Origin of the sequence: uncultured Catenibacterium sp. (genome assembly GCF_900540665.1) — a bacterium.
In the GTDB taxonomy this organism is placed as follows: Bacteria; Bacillota_I; Bacilli_A; order Erysipelotrichales; family Coprobacillaceae; genus Catenibacterium.
Map to the genome: position 1 here is coordinate 1 of NZ_UQGV01000037.1, position 20,039 is coordinate 20,039.

19 protein-coding genes are annotated in these 20,039 nt (G+C 35.5%); 2 read left to right on the plus strand and 17 right to left on the minus strand.

Annotated elements, in window-relative coordinates; translation table 11 throughout:
* Positions 1-14: 14 nt before the first annotated feature.
* The 10 genes from ligA to QZQ55_RS06195 all read right to left on the minus strand — a co-directional run bounded on the left by ligA (position 15) and on the right by QZQ55_RS06195 (position 10,059).
* On the minus strand, positions 15-2,000 hold the full coding sequence (gene ligA / locus QZQ55_RS06150; RefSeq protein ID WP_295091200.1) for an NAD-dependent DNA ligase LigA: 1,986 nt from the start codon (positions 1,998-2,000) through the stop codon (positions 15-17).
* A gap of 60 nt (positions 2,001-2,060) precedes the next feature.
* Positions 2,061-4,193: an ATP-dependent helicase gene (locus QZQ55_RS06155; protein WP_295091160.1), complete on the minus strand. Its 2,133-nt coding sequence runs from the start codon at positions 4,191-4,193 to the stop codon at positions 2,061-2,063.
* A 61-nt stretch (positions 4,194-4,254) separates the two neighbouring features.
* On the minus strand, positions 4,255-5,175 hold the full coding sequence (locus QZQ55_RS06160; RefSeq protein WP_006506609.1) for a dihydroorotate dehydrogenase: 921 nt from the start codon (positions 5,173-5,175) through the stop codon (positions 4,255-4,257).
* On the minus strand, positions 5,168-5,926 hold the full coding sequence (locus tag QZQ55_RS06165; protein ID WP_055289296.1) for a dihydroorotate dehydrogenase electron transfer subunit: 759 nt from the start codon (positions 5,924-5,926) through the stop codon (positions 5,168-5,170). Before QZQ55_RS06165 ends, QZQ55_RS06160 begins: the two co-directional genes overlap by 8 nt.
* A 1-nt stretch (position 5,927) precedes the next feature.
* Positions 5,928-7,193 (minus strand): dihydroorotase, encoded by a 1,266-nt coding sequence (locus QZQ55_RS06170; protein WP_295091163.1) that lies wholly within the window; start codon positions 7,191-7,193, stop codon positions 5,928-5,930.
* Positions 7,194-7,196: 3 nt separating this feature from the next.
* Entirely contained in the window at positions 7,197-7,676 is a 480-nt protein-coding gene (gene coaD / locus QZQ55_RS06175) for a pantetheine-phosphate adenylyltransferase (protein WP_295091166.1), read from the minus strand.
* Positions 7,673-8,230, minus strand: coding sequence for a 16S rRNA (guanine(966)-N(2))-methyltransferase RsmD (gene rsmD / locus QZQ55_RS06180; protein ID WP_295091168.1), 558 nt, complete (start codon positions 8,228-8,230; stop codon positions 7,673-7,675). Before rsmD ends, coaD begins: the two co-directional genes overlap by 4 nt.
* Positions 8,211-8,582 (minus strand): YlbF family regulator, encoded by a 372-nt coding sequence (locus QZQ55_RS06185; protein WP_295091171.1) that lies wholly within the window; start codon positions 8,580-8,582, stop codon positions 8,211-8,213. The genes rsmD and QZQ55_RS06185 overlap by 20 nt, the downstream gene beginning before the upstream one ends.
* On the minus strand, positions 8,579-9,805 hold the full coding sequence (locus QZQ55_RS06190; RefSeq protein ID WP_295091174.1) for an FtsW/RodA/SpoVE family cell cycle protein: 1,227 nt from the start codon (positions 9,803-9,805) through the stop codon (positions 8,579-8,581). Before QZQ55_RS06190 ends, QZQ55_RS06185 begins: the two co-directional genes overlap by 4 nt.
* Positions 9,802-10,059: a UPF0223 family protein gene (locus tag QZQ55_RS06195; protein WP_278548167.1), complete on the minus strand. Its 258-nt coding sequence runs from the start codon at positions 10,057-10,059 to the stop codon at positions 9,802-9,804. Before QZQ55_RS06195 ends, QZQ55_RS06190 begins: the two co-directional genes overlap by 4 nt.
* Positions 10,060-10,179: 120 nt before the next feature.
* On the opposite strand from QZQ55_RS06195, the gene def reads away from it, so the two are divergent.
* Positions 10,180-10,749, plus strand: a complete 570-nt coding sequence (def, locus tag QZQ55_RS06200; RefSeq protein ID WP_295091179.1) for a peptide deformylase — start codon at positions 10,180-10,182, stop codon at positions 10,747-10,749.
* A gap of 49 nt (positions 10,750-10,798) precedes the next feature.
* On the opposite strand, the gene QZQ55_RS06205 is transcribed toward def, so the two are convergent.
* The 7 genes from QZQ55_RS06205 to QZQ55_RS06235 form a co-directional block, all read right to left on the minus strand.
* Entirely contained in the window at positions 10,799-11,224 is a 426-nt protein-coding gene (locus tag QZQ55_RS06205) for a hypothetical protein (protein WP_295091182.1), read from the minus strand.
* Between the two features lie 33 nt (positions 11,225-11,257).
* Entirely contained in the window at positions 11,258-11,878 is a 621-nt protein-coding gene (locus QZQ55_RS06210; protein ID WP_295091185.1) for a rhomboid family intramembrane serine protease, read from the minus strand.
* Positions 11,871-12,869: a DNA-processing protein DprA gene (locus QZQ55_RS06215; RefSeq protein WP_295091187.1), complete on the minus strand. Its 999-nt coding sequence runs from the start codon at positions 12,867-12,869 to the stop codon at positions 11,871-11,873. Before QZQ55_RS06215 ends, QZQ55_RS06210 begins: the two co-directional genes overlap by 8 nt.
* A gap of 97 nt (positions 12,870-12,966) precedes the next feature.
* A complete protein-coding gene (gene ppdK / locus QZQ55_RS06220) occupies positions 12,967-15,606 on the minus strand; it encodes a pyruvate, phosphate dikinase (protein WP_295091190.1) in 2,640 nt (879 codons plus the stop codon).
* 155 nt (positions 15,607-15,761) lie between these two features.
* Positions 15,762-16,871: a DEAD/DEAH box helicase gene (locus QZQ55_RS06225; protein WP_295091192.1), complete on the minus strand. Its 1,110-nt coding sequence runs from the start codon at positions 16,869-16,871 to the stop codon at positions 15,762-15,764.
* Complete coding sequence (locus tag QZQ55_RS06230) at positions 16,871-18,466, minus strand: glutamate ligase domain-containing protein (protein ID WP_295091195.1); 1,596 nt, start codon at positions 18,464-18,466, stop codon at positions 16,871-16,873. Before QZQ55_RS06230 ends, QZQ55_RS06225 begins: the two co-directional genes overlap by 1 nt.
* Positions 18,467-18,530: 64 nt before the next feature.
* Positions 18,531-18,857: a cyclic-di-AMP receptor gene (locus QZQ55_RS06235; protein ID WP_006505142.1), complete on the minus strand. Its 327-nt coding sequence runs from the start codon at positions 18,855-18,857 to the stop codon at positions 18,531-18,533.
* 98 nt (positions 18,858-18,955) lie between these two features.
* Between QZQ55_RS06235 and QZQ55_RS06240 the strand changes: the two genes are divergently transcribed.
* Complete coding sequence (locus QZQ55_RS06240) at positions 18,956-19,957, plus strand: A/G-specific adenine glycosylase (RefSeq protein ID WP_295091198.1); 1,002 nt, start codon at positions 18,956-18,958, stop codon at positions 19,955-19,957.
* Positions 19,958-20,039: the final 82 nt, after the last annotated feature.

A 20,039-nucleotide genomic window follows, 5' to 3' on the forward strand; every position in this document is an offset into this window, starting at 1 on the left:
TTTTAAAAATTTATTCATAGTCCGCTAGCCTCCTTAAATGCTGATTCATTCATGATTGAAATACCAAGATCAACTGCTTTCGTATATTTAGATCCTGGATTTTCCCCAACAATCACTAAATCTGTTTTCTTTGATACACTACCTGTGACATTCGCACCCTGACTTGTTAGATAATCTTTAATCTGTTTTCTTGTCATAAGTGTTAATGTACCAGTAATAACGACTGTCTTATCTCTAAATGGATTATCACCTTCCTGACGGACTTTTAAATAATCCATATTGAGTCCTAACTCCTTCAAATGGGCAATCATCTCTAAATTACGTTCATTACGTTTAAATGCTGCAAGAGAAGAAGCAATTGTATCACCTACATCCTTAATACTTGTTAATTGTACATAATTCGCATTAAGAAGTGCATCCATTGAACCAAAGTGATAAGCAAGTGTATCTGCCATCTTTGCTCCAATTCCTTTAATACCTAAACCAAATAAAAGCTTTTCTAGAGAATTGGCTTTACTATTCTCAATCGCTTCTAAGAGTTTATCCATGGATTTCTTCCCAAAACCTTCAATATCCATGATTTCTTTTTCATGTACACCAAGATGATAAATATCTTCAATACATGTCACAAAACCTAAGTTATAGAACTGTTCAATGATCTTATCACCAAGTCCATCAATATTCATTGCTTCACGACTTGCAAAATGGATCAGCTTCTCAATCTTCTTTGAGTCGCATTCTTCATTCATGCAATAATAAGCTGCTTCATTAGGTTTTCTTACAAGTGGAGAACCACACTTAGGACATACCGTAATCATCTTAAAAGGTATTTCATGACCCGTACGTCTTTCTTTAATAGCAGAAACAACCTCAGGGATGACATCTCCTGCTTTTCTTACAATAACATCATCACCTATACGAATATCTTTGCGTATACAATTATCTTCATTATGAAGTGTAGCACGCTGTACGAGTGAACCAGCAACACGTACCGGCTCTAAGACTGCATTAGGTGTAATCTGTCCTGTACGTCCAATAGTAAAGATAATATCCTTAAGTTTTGTAATAACTTCTTCTGCTGGGAACTTATAAGCAATAGCCCATTTAGGCACCTTTGCTGTATAGCCCAGTCTTCTTTGTGAATCAAGATCATTGACCTTAATAACCACACCATCAATATCATAAGGAAGTGTTGGTCTTAGTTTTGCTACTTCTTCAATATAGTTCCATACTTCCTGAATAGTCTTGCATTTACGTGTATAAGGATTTGTCTTAAATCCAAGATCCTTTATTTTCTCTAAGCATTCATAATGTGTAGAAGCATTGAGCTGTGACGCTTCTGGCACATGATATAAGAAAGCATCAAGTCCTCTTTTTGCTGCCACACGGCTGTCTAACTGTCTAATACTGCCCGCTGCTGCATTACGACAATTCGCAAAGAGAGGAAGACCTGCATCAGTACGCTCTTCATTTAATCTTTCCAATGCCTTTTTAGGCATGATGATTTCACCACGTACTTCTAGTGGTCCTTTAAAATCAATATGAAGAGGAATAGAACGGATAGTCTTTACGTTGTGTGTAATATCTTCACCCACAATCCCGTTTCCTCTTGTTGCACCATACTGCAGAACTCCATCCTGATATATAAGTGACACGGATAACCCATCCAATTTGAGTTCACATATATATTCTGGATTAGGAATCACATCTGTGACACGATCATTGAAGGTATAGACTTCATCTTCATTAAAGATATCACCAAGTGACATCATCATACGCTGATGTGTCACCTTCTTGAAACCTTCTAATACTTCTCCACCCACTCTCTGGCTAGGAGAATCTGTTGTAATCCAGGCAGGATTAGCCTGTTCAATACAGATTAATTCTTCCATTAAACGGTCATATTCCTGGTCACTTACAGTAGGATTGTCCTGTACATAGTATTCATAGTTATATTTATTTAATAAGGCTTTTAATTCATTAAGTCTTTCAAATGACATCTTACTCATTCCTTTTCTTTTGGTATTATAACAAAATTCTCACGATAATAAAACCGAAAATCAGTTTGATAAGCGCTTTAAAGCATGATGACCTCCCATTAAAGTCTTGATTCCATGAGGAACTTCAAAGGCAACATCAACAAGTGGTCCATTGACTTTGACAACAACACCCTTACCAAATATATCATGATCGACTAAATCTCCGACCTTCCAATCACTCACGCCGTTATCTCCAATTAAATCTGTATAAGATTCATGAACATAATTACGTGTCTTAAACTTTGAAGGCCTTCCTACATGTTCAACATGGTCGCGTCCTATTTCATCTACAAATCGAGATGTAACCTTAGGAGATTGAGACACAAAGCTAAATCCTTGGCTATCAGTGAGATAAAGACGCTTTTTAGCACGTGTAAAGGCAACATAAGCCAGTCTTCTTTCTTCCTCTAATCCTTCATCTCCCCCTTCACTCATTGTTCTTTCAGAAGGGAAAATGCCTTCAGAGAGGCCTGATACAAAGACATAGTCAAACTCTAGTCCTTTAGCCATATGAATACTCATAAGTGAAACATAATCACCTGTACTATTTTCATCCTGAGATGTATAAAGCGCAATATCCTGTAAATAAGATTCAAAGTCAGGTGTTTCTGGATGTGTATTGACATAAGTATCAATAGAATTCTTTAATTCCATCAAGTTTTCAATACGGTTATCTTCCTGTCCATCCTTCATCAGTTTCAAATAACCAGTATCTTTTAATAAATCTTCATAAGTATCAGCAAGACTCTTATCAGACACTCTTGCTTTTTCAATCACTTCTACAAGTTCTTTTAGTCCTTTTTTCGCCTTGCCGCCTATACCTGTTTCATCTAGGAAGAAGCAGACTGCTTCATAATTAGAAACACCATGTCTTGTAGCTGTTAATGTGATCTTTTCTAATGTTTTTGCACCAATTCCTCGAGAAGGTGTGTTGACAACACGTTCAAATGAAAGATCATCCCCCATGACTACAAGTCTAATATAGCTTAAAGCATCTTTGACTTCTTTACGGTTAAAGAATTTTAATCCACCAAAGATCTTATAAGGAATCTGTCTGCGAATCATCTCCTGTTCAATAGAACGAGATAAATAATTCGCACGATAGAATACCGCAATATGGGATTCAGACACACCGGATTGTGTAATCTTCTGGATTGTATCACAGATATATTTTGATTCTGCATCTTCACTTACTGCCGCATAATGAATGACTTTATCTCCTTCTTCTAATTCAGAGAATAAGTCTTTTTCTAATCTGTTCTTGTTTTTCTTAATAAGATTATTGGAGATATCAAGGATTGTTTTAGTAGAACGATAGTTCTGATCTAATATAACTGTTTTCACATTTTGATAGTCTTTATCAAAGTTCATGATATAGTTCACATCACTGCCTCTAAAAGAATAGATTGTCTGATCTGGATCTCCTACAACACAGATAATAGAATCCTGGGCAAAATAATGAATCAGATTATACTCAATAGAACCTACATCCTGGAATTCATCCACATGAACAAACTGATAACGTCTAGACCATCTAGATACAATATCAGGATTATCCTGGAAGATCTTTAGTGTATTTATAAGAAGATCATCAAAGTCCATCATATTGTGATCTTCTTTATATTTTTCATACATAGCATAAATTTCTGCTTTATGTTTTTCTCCTGGCATATTACCTGCAAGCTGTACTGCTTTGGCAGGAGAAACAAAGTTGACCTTATATGAAGAGATATAGTTTATCATAGATTTAATACTAATTGATTTCTGGTCTATTTCTTTTTCTTTATATAACTTTTTAATAAGTGATTTCTGGTCTTCTTCATCCATAATGATGAAGTTATGAGGATAACCAATGGCTGTAGAATGTTGTCTTAGTACGCGTACACATAAAGAGTGGATGGTACAGATTGTTGTACCTAAAGATGTACCTAGAATGTTTTCTACTCTTGTCTTCATTTCATTGGCTGCTTTATTAGTAAATGTGATAGCGAGAATGTTATGAGGATTAACTCCTACTTCTTCAATTAAATATGCAATACGATATGTGACAACACGTGTTTTTCCTGAACCCGCACCAGCAATGATTCTTAAGTGTCCATCTAGATAAGTAGCTGCTTCTAGCTGTTTAGGGTTTAATAATTGACTAAGTTCCATATTTCAAATCCTCCTTATTCGCACCACTTAATATAACATAAAAAAGAGTGCTAAGCACTCTTTATTTATATTGATGTGATTTTCCGATAATATCAGTGATGTTTTCAATGCCCATTGCATCAAGTTCATCATTCATTTCCTGGATGATACGAGGACATGCATATGGATCTACTAAGTTGGCGCATCCAACCTGCACAGCACTTGCACCTGCAATCATCATTTCAATCGCATCTCTACCAGTAGAAATACCACCCATACCGATTACTGGAATATTAACAGCCTGAGAGACCTGATAAACCATTCTTAATGCAACAGGGAAGATTGCTGGTCCTGAATAACCACCTGTCTTGTTCGCAATAATAGGTTTACCTGAACGGATATCAAAACGCATACCTACTAAAGTATTGATCATTGAGATACCATCTGCACCTGCTTCTTCTACTGCTTTCGCAATCGCAACAATATCAGTTACGTTTGGAGATAATTTAACATAAAGTGGTTTAGTGATGACAGCCTTTACTGCACGAGTCACTTCTGCTGCCATAGCAGGATCAGTGCCAATGGCCATTCCTCCTGCATGAACGTTCGGACAGCTGATATTTAATTCTAATGCCCCAATACAGTCTTCTTTAGTTAATTTTGCAGCAGTCTGTACATAATCATCAATACAGCTTCCACCGATATTCGCAATTGCCTTACCTGAATAAACTTCTCTTAGTTTGACTAATTCAGTTTTTATAACTTCATCAACACCTGGATTCTGTAAACCAATCGCATTTAATAAACCAGAAGGTCCTTCCGCAATACGTGGAAGTGGGTTACCATAACGTGGTTCAAGTGTTGTACCCTTTAAACTCATAGAGCCTAATACATTAATATCATAGAACTTAGTGAATTCATAACCAAATCCAAAAGTCCCACTTGCTGGAATAACAGGATTCTTCATATCAAGTCCTGGTAGTTTTACAGATAAATTAGCCATTGATAATCACCTCATCTGAAGAAAGAACTGGTCCTTCTACACAAATTCTCTTATATGGTTTAGTTTTTACTTTACATGAACATCCCATGCAGGCACCAAAGCCACATCCCATTCTTGCTTCAAAAGAAAGAGAACCATTATCTGGGAAGTTCTTTACTAATGCATCTAACATTGGTTCTGGACCACATGCATAGTAATGATCAAATGTTAAATTATTTTCTTTAATGGCATCAATGACTGTACCCTTAGTACCACAAGTGCCATCCATTGTAGAAATATAAGTAGGACAAAGCTTCTTGAATTCTTCTTCGTAGAAGACATCATAAGAACCATTGAAACCTAATACTGCAGAGACCTTAACACCCTTTGCGATAAGTCTTTTTGCAAGACCATACATAGGAGGTGTACCACTTCCGCCACCTACTACAATTACTTCATTATAATCAGTATCAGTAAAACCATTACCTAGACCAATTAATACATCTAGTTTTTCTCCTGGTTTCTTTTCTGAAAGAATCTTAGTTCCTTCACCTCTGATACGATAGATGAGTTTAATATGTGTATCATCATAATCTAAAATACTCATTGGTCTTCTTAAGTATGGCTGAAGTGAGTCATTGATCTTAATATTGATGAACTGCCCAGGTGCTGTAATAAAAGAAGCCCCTTCTCCTTCAAGTTCCATTTCAAATAGACCAGGAATTAATTCTTTATTGTAGTTGATTGTAAGAAAATCCTGATAATTCTTCATTTTATTCCTCCACTAATAATTGTCCATCGACAATATTCATAATTAATTCACCTTTTACTTTCCATCCTAAAAAAGGTGTATTGCATGCTTTAGATTTTAAATCTTCTTCTTTGATTGTATATTCCTTATTTAGGTCAAAGGCACATAGATCAGCCTTCATACCTTCTTCAATAGAAGCATCTAGGTTAAGTGTCTTTGCAGGACCAGAAGTCAAGCAGTCAAGAACTTTTTCTAGCTTAATTAAACCTTCTTCTACAATATATGTATAGATTAATGGGAAAGCATGCTGTAAGCCGATAATACCAAATGGTGCTTTATCAATTGGTTTACTCTTTTCATCTCTTGAATGAGGTGCATGGTCTGTCGCAATAACAGTAATGACACCATCATTAACCGCCTTAATAATAGCTTCACGATCTTCTTTTGTACGAAGAGGTGGATTCATCTTATAATTAGGATGACAATCCTGAATGTTATCTTCAGTTAAAATCAAATGATGAGGTGATGTTTCACCACTAACTCTTTCACCACGTGCACGGCTTGCACCAAGTAATGCAACTGTTTCTTTTGTAGAAATATGACAGATATGATATCTATTGTGAATTTCATCTACAAGATGTAAATCACGATCTACCTGTTTATATTCACTTGCACTATTGATACCAATTAAGCCATGTTCTTTCGCATAATGACCTTCATGAATACAGCCACCATGTAATTCAGATTCATCTTCACAATGAGCAACGATGATAGAATCGAGTGCTTTTGCACGTGTCATGGCTTCTTCCATCTTTTCGTCTTTCTGAACACCTTTACCATCATCTGAGAAACCAAGAACGATTGGCTGTTTGATATTTTCTTCCATATCAACAACCTTCTGACCCTTTAATTCTTCTGTGATAGCACTATAAGTATATGTTTTTACCTGTGCATCCTTTTCACAGCGTTTTGTAAAGTCTTCAATTGTTTCCTTATCATCCATACAAGGTAATGTATTGGCCATTGCGACAATAGTTCCATATCCACCATAAAGTGCTGATGCACTACCAGTAGAGATAGTTTCTTTATGTTCAAAGCCAGGTTCACGAAGATGTGTATGGATATCAATAAAGTTATGAGATAAAAGTGCTCCATGAAGATCAATCACTTTATCTGCTTCTTCATTACATGCACCAATCTTCTTGATGATGCCATCTTCAATCAATACATCTGTATCGCTGAATGATTCATGACGATACAAATGTGCATTCTTTAATAATAAACGCATAATCTACCCCCTGTATTTTTCAATTAGTTTTTCTTCAACATATGCTGGCACAAGACCTTCAACACTATGATTATGAGATACAATCTCCTTCACAAATGATGAAGAGACAAATGTATAAGCAAGTCGAGTCATTAAGAAAACTGTTTCAATGCCTTCATCTAAATACTGGTTTGTAAAGCACATCAAAGACTCATAGTTATAGTCTTCTGTTGCACGTAAACCACGTACAAGCACCTGTGCTCCCACTTCCCTTGCATACTCTACAGCAAGAGCACTGCTTTCGTCAATGACAACATTAGGAAACTGTTTTGTTGCTTCTCTTAACATTTCCATACGTTCTTCTACAGAAAATAAGCATGTCTTATGTGGATTAATAAAAATAGTCACATAAAGCACATCATACATCTTAGAAGCACGTTCAATAATATCAAGATGTCCATTTGTGACAGGATCAAATGTTCCTGTATATACTGCCTTTATCAAGATGAAGCCCCCTCATATTTCACGATTTGAAGACATGTGATACCATAATTGTTTTCTTTAATAAGTCTAAAAGGTGCTTCATATTCAAGCTTCTCTTCAGTTAAATCTTCTATCACAAGAATACAGCCATCTTTCAAGTTTCCATTATCCTTAAGTGTATGAATAATATCCTTATTGATCTTCATACCATAAGGTGGATCTAATAAAACAAGACTGAACTGAATACCTTCTTCCTTAAAAGTGCCTAAAGCCTTACGATAATCAGCTTTCATCACATGTGCATTTGTAATCTTTAAACTATTAATATTCTCTCTAATAACTTGAAATGCCTTATATTGTTTATCTACTGCATAAAGTTCATCCATTCCTCGGCTTAACGCTTCAATGCCAAGTCCGCCACTTCCTGCAAATAAGTCAAGACAGATTCCTCCATCAAAATAAGGACCAATCATATTATAAAGATTCTCTTTATTTTTATCTGTCGTAGGACGTGTCTGCTTAGAAGGCACCGCCTTTAGCTGTCTACTTTTGTATTTACCTGCTATAACGCGCATAACTTCTTCCAATCCTTCCCTTTGCAAGTTCATCACTGATATCATCAAAGACAATTGCAGTGATGTCATCTAACATTTCATTCAGTTCACTATAAGCACTCAAATATGCATTCATCTCTGGTATATTGTAGAGTTCTCTTCTTATATTCGTGATACGTTCCTGAAGTTTTTTCGTATCACAATAAGGTCCAAAACGTGCTAAATCTTCTTTTTCTTCATTTAAGCGATTCATTTCACGCACCAAAGACTCAACTTCAGGTAATTTGAACACTTGAAGTGAATCATGATATGACTTGAAGCACTCTTCTTCTTTAATTACTTCTATAAGTTCTTGAATTGAATCATAAATCATAATGATTTCTCGATGGCCTCCTGCTTCTTTTCACGATTATATTTCGCAATAAGAGCCTGAGCCACACCAATACAAGTTAAAGCCATTAAAGTCGATGTACCACCGGCACTAATTAATAATAAAGGCACCCCAGTCATTGGAATAAGACCAGATACGCCACCTACATTAACCATCAAATGTACAAAGAAGTAGCTTGCAATACCAATAAGAGTAAGTTTATCTCTTGATTCTTTCATACAGAAAGCATATCTAAATAATCTATAGATAATAATAGAGTAAGGAATAAAGAATGCCATAAAGCCTACTAGTCCTAATTCTTCCACAATAATAGCGGAAATAAAGTCATTCTGTGCTTCAGGAATATAACCGAATTTCATAATAGAATTTCCAAAGCCACGACCAATTAAGCCACCATTTGTATAGCCTACAAAACCATTGATAATCTGATAATTGGATCCATAAATATCTTTTAATGGATTTAGCCATGAAGCAATACGTGCCATCTGATGACCTTTTAAGAAATGCTCATGGAATAAGATAAAAACAAGCACTGCAAGAAATACAAAGAATAATCCGATAATCTTAAAAGGACGATAATATTGCGATGGTGTCGCAAAGAATAGACAGGCAGACATGATGAGTAGAATCAAGCCACTTCCCATATCCTTCTGAACTTTCCAGCAGATAAAAAATGCGAAGAAGACAAGAAATGCTGGAAAAACAACACAGAGCACAAATTTACGTTGAACGAGTTTTTTTCTTTTTTCAGCTGATAAGCGATTTGAGATGCGGATTTGATCAGGTAAGACACCAAATATATAGCTCAATAGAATAATCATAACAAGCTTCATAAATTCAACAGGCTGAATAGTAATAAAACCTATCTTGATCCAGGCATGAGAGTTATTAATTGTCCACATAATACAGACAAGCATCATGAGTATACATATCACGTAAGCTGAAAGCATAATTGTTTCAGTTATGCGACGTGTTTTATAGGCACGTGCAAATAGAAACATACTGAAAAAGCCAGCACCAACAAAGACACATTGTTTCAATAAGTTAATTGTCGCAAAATTAGACCCTCTACTTGCCGACATACCTACAGAAGCATCACCAATCATGACAATCCCAAAACAGGCAAGAAAAATCGCACAGGCATAGATGGTTTTATCTGTACCAGTACGTTTAAACATCATCTGTAGCTTCTTGACAAGGTTCATAGTTTAACCCACTCTTCTTCCTGAGCGCGTTTGAAAACTTTATAAATAGAATAACCAGACGCTTCTTCAAAAGCTTTATCTAATTGCTTCTGTAGTGATTTAGAATCTGCAATAGATGTAAAAGTACGGTAATGTTCCATAAATTCTTTAGAACTGATACCTTCTTCATAAGCCTTCTCTACGGCGTTATATAGTTCCACAACATCGATAATTTCTTCAGTTGACCAATCTGGATCTAGTGGATAATCGTACATATTAAAATACCTCCTAATTTAAGAAATATTATACATGAAATAGGCTTAAAAGAAAATAGGGTATACATAATTGGAAAAAGCCAAGGACTCTGTTATAATGACACAGAGGTGAAACGAAGTATGTTAAACATGAAAAATGTAATTGATGATAAAAATCCTTTAATTCGTGAAAAATCTAAAGAAGTGACTTTACCATTAAGTGATGAAGACCGTCATACTTTAATGGAAATGTATCAATATCTTGTAGACTCTCAGGACGAAGAAAAGGCTGAAAAGTATGATTTAAGACCTGGTGTAGGTATTGCTGCTATTCAGATTGGTATTCCAAAGAGAATGTGCGCTATTTATATTCCTGCAGTAGATGAAGAAGGCAATATTGTAAAGTGTGATCAGTGGGCACTTGTTAATCCACGTATTGTTGCAAGTACTGTAAAGGTGGCATATTTAAAGAATGGTGAAGGATGCTTATCTGTTCCTGAAGACCAGCCTGGTATTGTTCCTAGAAGTGCTAAAGTTACTGTAAAGGGTTATGACGCCTTAACAGATCAGGAAGTGACTATTGTTGCAAGAGGCTTTACTGCTATCTGTTTACAGCATGAATTAGATCATTTTGAAGGTATTCTTTATTATGATCATTTTAATAAAGAAGATCCAAAAGCACCAATTCCAAATGCAATGGTGATTGAATAATACTCCTCACGGAGTATTTTTTTGCATTATAAAAGACAGCATACGCTGTCTAATAATAATCCCTGCATATATTAATCATATCATCCACATAGACGATTCCACCATTGATTGCATTATCTGATAATTGACATTTGAGTTCTATTGGCAGCTTACAGCAATACTGTTCACGCATAAGAGGGAGATCCTGCTTCATGCATAAATCAGATATATCATCAAGTGCCTTTGAAGAAAACATGAATGTAGAAAATAAAGCAATGTTCTTCACATGCTCACGGTTGAGCTTCATGATAAACTGTTCTACTTCTTTCGGTTTACCAAAGTATGGACAATCAAATCCCAGAACAAGAAGATCTACACACGCATTAAAATCGAAGTCCTGAAATGAAATTGCCTGTGTTCTTGCAGTTTTTGCCATCATGGATGCAAGTTGTTGTGCATATTTACTTTTATGACTGTAGACAATCGCAATATTCATAGACTCACCTCGTGGATTTAGTATATCAAGACATTATGAACTATGTAAGAACTTCTCACGTTTTCTTTTATTAATATATAGAATAATGTAAGCAGACACAAAACCACCGATCAGACCGCTCACATGACCAGATAAAGATATTGTTGGAACAACTAAAGATATAAACAACATTAATAAAACATTCATCCCTAAGCTTCTTGCAATATCGCGAAGCTGTGAAGGAAAGAATAGATAAAGCGCACCAATAGCCCCAATGATTCCAAAAATGACACCACTGACACCACCGCTCACTGTATGTGCTCCTGCACCAAATAATAAATAAGCAATATAAGGAAGACCAGTGGTAGAAAGCATGGATGCAAGTATCACTATTATATACTTTTTAGTTCCTATCAAGTATTCAACAAAGCAGCTTAAATCAAATAATGAGTAACAGTTAACTACAATATGCATCAAGCCAAAATGAATGAAATTAGCCGTAATCAAACGATAATATTGATGTGTGACATGAACATAATACGGATTGAATCCTCCTGCCGCTAGGCCCTGCATGGCATTCATATCAATATCAAATAATAATGTTGTCGCTATGTAAGTTATTATACATAAAGCAAGCAATGTATATGCTACTGGAGATTTTTTTATATTATTCATGCTTATCCTCAATAAATTCAAATATTGTCATCTGATCAATACTTGGATCATCCTTTTTAATAATAGTTTCATGTTTATCTAATATTTCTGCCAAAGTGACATCAGATTTCAAATCTTCATCGGTAAAATGTGCTTCTCCCATTTCAATCAGTCTGATATTACCGCTATACTCCAATGTTTCATAGACAAGCTGTCTTGTCCAATGAGAATGAATATTCTGAATAGAAGTAAACCAGACAGGTCCACTGCCAATATGAGTTCCTGTAACCACTTGTACGAAGACCATACCGCAGATATAAAGATTCTTATCTAATGCATGTGTCACGTCAAATAAAGCATAAGGGTCATTGGCACTCATAATCAGAAGTTTATTCTGTTTCAAATATTTAGAATAGAGTCTGATCTTATCAAACATATGATCTGCGACAAATAAAACAGCATTCCCATTATTAGTCAGATGAGTTCTTAAAGCTAGCTCCTCTACCCCTTTTGATCCACCTACAACAAGGGTATAACCTTCCTTAGAAACCTTCTTCATGACTTCCTTAGTGACATGACGCATTGCCTTATTCATCACCTGTGGACCAGCAACCGAAATATTAACACCATAACTTAAAGAGAGATCACCTATATAACTTATTACTAAAGGCATCTTACTTCCAAGCACTCGTAAACAAGCTGGATAATCTTCTTCATAAATAGTAGTGACGCCAATATTCTGGCTTTCTAGATTCTGAAGTGCATAAAAGAGATCAGGCAATAATTTCTGTCTTTTTTCTATCTTACGAGCTGTAAAAGCATCAAGTCCAATAATCTGAGTTAAAGTATCATAACTCATACCAGTGATCATGCTCGGCTCTTTATTTGTGGATTTTAATTTTTTCTCAATTTCCTGCCATTCTTCAGTATTCAAAGGCTGCAGAGAACTTGGAATCAAATCACCACAGCATAATATCAAGGCAAGACTGTTTAATGTTAGTTGTAATTTCATATTCTTATATTCCTTCTTAAGTGACATTATACCATAGAAAATTTAGATAAAAAAGTGGCCGTTCTTACGAACGGCCTAGTGAAAGGATAAGTAGTTATTACAAAATACCCATTTTTTCTTTAACAGCAGCCTGAGCAGCAGCAAGTCTTGCGATTGGTACACGGTAAGGTGAGCAAGATACATAAGTTAATCCGATCTTATGGCAGAATTCTACTGTCTTTGGATCGCCACCATGTTCACCACAAATACCAAGTCTGATATTAGGACGAGTTGATCTTCCCTTTTCAGATGCAATCTTCATTAATTCTCCAACGCCTTCCTGGTCAACAGTAGCGAATGGATCATGTTCATAGATATTCTTAGAATAGTAATCGCCCAAGAACTTAGCAGCATCATCTCTTGAGAAACCGAATGTCATCTGAGTTAAGTCATTTGTACCAAATGAGAAGAATTCAGCTTCAGTTGCAATCTTATCAGCTGTGATTGCAGCTCTTGGAATTTCAATCATAGTACCAACTTCATATTTCATGTCTAATCCGCTTTCAGCAATTAACTTGTCAGCAGTCTTAACAACTACATTCTTAACATACTTTAATTCTTTAACATCACCAACTAATGGGATCATAATTTCTGGAGTAACTGCATGTCCTGTTTCCTTAGTTACGTTGATTGCAGCTTCGATAACAGCTCTTGTCTGCATTTCAGCGATTTCTGGATAAGTAACAGCAAGACGGCATCCTCTGTGACCCATCATTGGGTTAAATTCTTTTAAGGATTCTACTCTTTCTTTTAAAGCTTCGAAAGTCATGCCTAAGCTTTCAGCTAATGGCTTGATTTCTTCATCAGTATGAGGTAAGAATTCATGTAGAGGTGGATCTAAGAAACGGATATTAACACTATATCCATCCATAGCTTTGAATAATTGTTCAAAGTCTCCTCTCTGGTATGGAAGAATTTTTTCTAATGCTTCCTTACGAGTTTCTACATCTTCAGCAGTAATCATTCTTCTGAAGTTGAAGATTCTTTCTTCTTCGAAGAACATATGTTCAGTACGGCATAAACCGATACCTTCAGCACCAAATGTTGCAGCCTGTTTAGCATCTCTTGGAGTATCAGCATTTGTTCTTACAAATAATTTTCTTTCTTTATCAGCCCAAGCCATGAATGTTTCGAAATCACCACTGATAGCAGCAGGAACAGTCTTGATCTTCTGAGCAAATACTTCACCTGTAGAACCATTTAATGATACATAATCACCTTCAGTTAATACTGTACCATCTGGTAATGTTAATGTCTTCTTATCTTCAGAAACTCTTAATACACCACAACCAGCAACACAGCAAGTACCCATACCACGAGCAACTACTGCAGCGTGAGATGTCATACCACCACGTACTGTTAAAATACCTTTAGCTAAGTTCATACCTTCGATATCTTCTGGAGAAGTTTCATTACGTACAAGGATCATATCCTGAACACCATTTGCATGAGCTTCCTGAACATCTTCAGCTGTGAAGTAGATATGTCCAGTAGCAGCACCTGGAGAAGCAGCTAAACCTGTAGCAACAGCCTTTGCAGCCTTGTAATCATCTTTATCGAAGTTTGGATGTAATAACTGGTCTAACTGTTTTGGTTCAACCTTTAATAATGCTTCTTCTTCATTAATCATGCCTTCTTCAACCATGTCAACAGCAATCTTTAATGCAGCCTGAGCTGTTCTCTTACCGTTACGAGTCTGTAACATGAATAATTTACCATCTTCAATTGTGAATTCCATATCCTGCATATCTTTATAATGATCTTCAAGAATATGACAGATCTTCTGGAACTGTTCATAACATTCTGGCATAACTTCATTTAATGTTGCAATTGGCTGAGGTGTTCTGATACCAGCAACAACGTCTTCACCCTGAGCGTTCATTAAATATTCACCGAATAATTTATTTTCACCAGTTGCTGGGTTACGAGTGAATGCAACACCAGTACCTGATTTATCACTTCTGTTACCATAAACCATCTGCTGAACGTTTACAGCTGTACCCCAAGAACCTGGGATATCATTTAAACGACGATAAGTGATGGCACGGTCATTATTCCAAGAACCGAATACTGCTTCAACAGCAGCTAATAACTGTTCGATTGGTTCCTGTGGGAAATCAACACCTGCATGTGCTTTATAAGCTTCTTTATATACAGCAACAACTTCTTTTAAGTCTTCTGCTGTTAATTCAGTATCGAATTCAACACCTTTTTCTTCTTTGATTGCATCAAATTTATGTTCGAAATCTGATTTTGGGAATCCCATTACAACATCAGCAAACATCTGGATGAAACGGCGATATGAATCGTATACGAAACGTTCATTTCCAGTTGCTGCAGCGAATTCCTTTGCAACTTCATCATTTAAACCAAGGTTTAATACTGTATCCATCATGCCTGGCATAGAGATTCTTGCACCAGAACGTACAGATACTAATAATGGATTCTTTGGATCACCTAAAGTTCTTCCAGTGATTTCTTCAAGCTTTTTAACGTGTTCAACAATCTGTTCCTTAATATCATCTGAGATCATTTTTCCGTCTTCATAATATTGTGTACAAGCTTCTGTAGTCACTGTAAAGCCCTGAGGCACAGGTAAACCGATACCTGTCATTTCAGCAAGGTTGGCACCCTTACCACCAAGGAGATTACGCATATCCTTGTTACCTTCGCTAAATAAGTAAACATATTTTTTCATAACTACTAAATCCTCCTTATGTCTTTTCACTTCTTCTATTATACACGTGTAAGGGCTTACTTGCAAACGCTTTCTTTTCTGTGATTGATTACACATTTAAAAAAAGCCCTATATAAGGGAATTATTATTGTTAAAAAAATAACAACTATTTTCTCTTATCGGGCTAAATGTTGGATAATTGTGATTAATTTGTCTGGTTCAAGGGTATAAAGCACATCCTGATTTTTATAGATTGTTTCATAAAGAAGATGCTGCTTCTTGTTATAATCCTCGTTAGAAATAGTAATCACAGGCTGTTTTAATACTGTCCCTAGTTGTTTCTCTGTCATATTTGTATCATAAATGTATGAGTGCATCACGCCTTTGACATGGGTCAAATGACTCATATATTGATACAAATCATGAATACCCATATGAATAACTGTCTCACAGCGTAAAGATAAATAGCGAGACGCTATGTCTGACACAATCAAGATACCACCTTTTTTATTGAACTCATGCATTATGCGATACATGGAAGAACGGTTCATAAATTGATGAATGACAAGTTCTGTATTGAATTTTTTCTGATAATAAAGAACATCTTCATAACTGTGCACAAAAACCACCTGCTTATTTTCTAAATTAAAATAAGCATCTTCTGTAATGAAATGCGTACAATCAGGAGTGGATTGGTATTCATGAAGTGTTGTATTAATATTATCTTTTAAGTCCTTATGATGATTAAGGCCATATAGAATGCTGGCACAATCAAGGGGCATATGCTTCTTTATTTCTTTGATTTCTCTTATTTCTTCATTAGAAAATTGACTGGATTCCTGATAAATCAGATAAGATACAAAGTTGGTATCAATGACTTTTCTTCTAATATATTCTAATAATTTGGTAGGTGTCGTAAAGAGGATATCTATTCCGTTATGAATCGTCCGGCATTCTTCAAAGGTATTGGTTCCTGGATAGGATGTGATAAAACGATATTGTGTGTATTTATTATATTCTCTCATATCAAAAGAGGAAGAAAGCAGTTCTTCTTTATGTCCTAGAAGAATGATCTGTGTCTTTTCTTCATGAATCATTGAGGCGAGCAGTGGTGGGATAATGGATATTAGACGATCTTTTTCTGAATCTATATTCAATATAAAAGACTGACTCTTTTCAATCAAACGATAAGACTGCTTCTGAACAATACCAGGTGCAATCATTCCCATATCACCTAATGCATGAATGACCTCATCAGGCCATTTATATTTAATATATCTTTTCATTATTTAGATAGAATATATTGTCTTACTTTTGAGATAAAATAAAGAGAACCTGTAATAAATACAACACCTTTATGACTATATGCTTCGTCAACGGCATGTTTCCAGTCTTCATCAATCTTGACTGGGAAATCTTCAGCAAGCTGTTTAGCCGTTGCGCGACGAGGATGATCAAATTGTGTGACTGTAATATCCTTTGATAAAGATAACAACGTCTCTAACATATGATGTGTATCCTTGTCTCCTAAAGCTGAAAAAATAATCTTGATATCACTAAAATCACGAGCACTTTCAAAAAAGGCATCCATCCCTTCCCTATTATGTGCTCCATCCACAATAATCAAGGGATTCTGATGAATTGTTTCAAAGCGACCTTGCCATACTGCATCATGCATTCCTTTTTCTAGATCAGCATCCTTGAATGGGAATTCTTTTCTGATATATTCTAGAATATTAATCGCAAGTGCACTATTAGTGACCTGGTAGTGAGCTGATGTAGACAAATTGATATGATATCCATGATAATCATAAGAAATAGAAGCCCCATAATAAATACGTTTAGGTTTTCTTATTTCTATTACGTAAGAATGATGCTTATGTGCTTCTTCATAGAAGACCTCTAAACATTCAGGTCTTTTTTCTGCTGTCATATAAGGAATACCACGCTTAATGATTCCTGCTTTACTTCTTGCAATACTAGCATATGTGTTACCTAGGAAGTTAATATGATCTAAGCCAATATTTGTATTAACAGAAAGTATTGGTGAAATGATATTTGTCGCATCGAGTGTACCGCCTAGACCTACTTCAAATAAGGCAATATCAACACCCTGTTCAATAAAGTACATCACCGCAATAAATACTTCTATTTCAAACTTAGAAAGCTCATATGCCATCCAGTCATCCATATAACGATTGGCATATCTTACAATAGTTGTTTCATCAATAGGTTCATCATCCACTCGAATAATATCTAAACGATTCACTAAAGCTGGAGATGTAAATGTCCCTACTTTATAGCCTGCACATTTAAGAACTTCTTTTGTATAGTTTGTTGTAGAACCTTTTCCATTTGTTCCACCAATATGAACACAAGTTAACTTAGTCTGTGGGTCATAGAAGTCATACATAAAGTTCTTAAAGTTCGTTAAAGAATAGACACGATCCTTTTGTGCTTCTATAAATTCTAATACCTGATCATAATCACTAAAACGAGGAAGCACTGGAATAGTCTTCTTCAATAAATAACGACCATTTGATTCTACATCTACCACATAATCATGCTGTTTAAAGAAAGAAAGATGTTCTTCATCGGTATAGGCAGTTAATTCTTTTGTCACAAATCTTTCTGCTAGTTCAAGAAGTTCTTCCTGTACAAGTGTATCCTGATAATCTTCAGATACATAAATAAAAGAAATGTTAGACAAATCAAATAGTTCAAGTATGCCTACAATCACTTCTCCACTATATGCAAGAAAAATCATCTTACATGGGTCTTTTAAAGCCCTTGATGTTTCATAATAGTCTTTTGCAAGAAACTGCACAATTGCGTCAATATCCTCTCTTGTCGCAATCTTATATTCAAAATTTTCATTCATATCAATCACCTGTTGACTATATTAAAGCAAAAAGGATGGTTTGACCATCCTTTTTTCTCAATTATTAGATTTTCTCGAAACGATCAACATCAACTACAAATACTGTTGCCCCACCAACAAGTACATCTACCATGATTGGTGTAAAGAATTCTCCCATTTCTGTAGGTGGAACTGTAGGTTCCTTTTCGACACGCTTCTTGGCATTTGCTTTAATGATTTCAATAGCGCCATCCACCTTATCATCATTTGTTCCTACGAAGAATGTTGTATTTCCCTTCTTTAAGAACCCTCCTGAAGTAGCTAATTTTGTAACAAAGAAACCACCTTCAGTTAAAGCGCTCTGGACAGTTGAACTATCATCATTATTCACAATCGCAATTATCAGTTTCATACTATTGACCTCCTAATACGAATTAGTTTGTATTTATATTCTAGCATATTTGAAGACAAAAATACACCTATAATATATAATGACTCCTGGTGATTTAAATGAGTATACAAGAAGAATTAATAAACTGGTACAAAGAGAATAAACGTGTTCTCCCTTTTAGAGACATAGATGACCCTTATAAGATATGGGTAAGTGAAATCATGCTGCAGCAGACAACCGTCACTGCAGTGATTCCCTATTATAATCGTTTTATAGAAAGATTCCCCGATGTCAAAACATTATCTGCTGCTTCAATAGAAGAAGTCTATAAATACTGGGAAGGATTGGGCTATTATCGTCGTGCATTACATCTTCATAAGAGCGCGCAGATGATTGAGAATCACTTTCCTAAGAATTATGAAGATATTCTCTCGCTTGTTGGTGTAGGACCCTATACTGCAAGTGCTATTATGAGTTTTGCCTATCATAAACCTTATATTGCAGTGGATGGGAATGCTTTAAGAGTATTGAGCAGATTATATGCGATTGAGGATAATATTGCCTCAAACAAGACTGTAAAAAAAATTACGGAGATAGGAAATAAGCTCGTCGTTGGTTATGATTCAGCTCAAATTAATCAAGGTATTATGGATTTTGCGAAGGCAGTGTGTCTCCCTGTCCATCCTCATTGTGAAGCGTGTCCACTTCAAGGTCATTGTCAGGCTTATTCAACAAATAAGCAGGAAGTTCTTCCTATCAACATCAAGAAAGTAAATAAGAAGAGTATCTCTTATATTACAGGTATAGTTGTTTATGAAGATGAAGTCATGCTTATTAAAAATAAAAATGGTTTACTGGAAAATATGTATTTACTCCCGCAATACGAGGTAGAGAGTCCTTATTCCTTTATAGAGGCATTTAAAGAAGATTATGGTATAGAATTAGAAGTATTATCTCATTTAAAGGATTTTAAGCATGTGTTCACCCATCGTACATGGTATATGCATGTTTATATATTTAAAGCGAATAAAAACTCAATAAACTTCTATACAAATAAAGAGCAGGAGGAAATTACAATTCCTACTGCTCATAAGAAAATACTGAAATATTATAAAGACTGATCGGAAATGATCAGTCTTATTTGTTCAGGGTCTTTAATTTTTGTGGGGGTCAGACCTTCGCTCTAAATATTTGGGGGTCTTG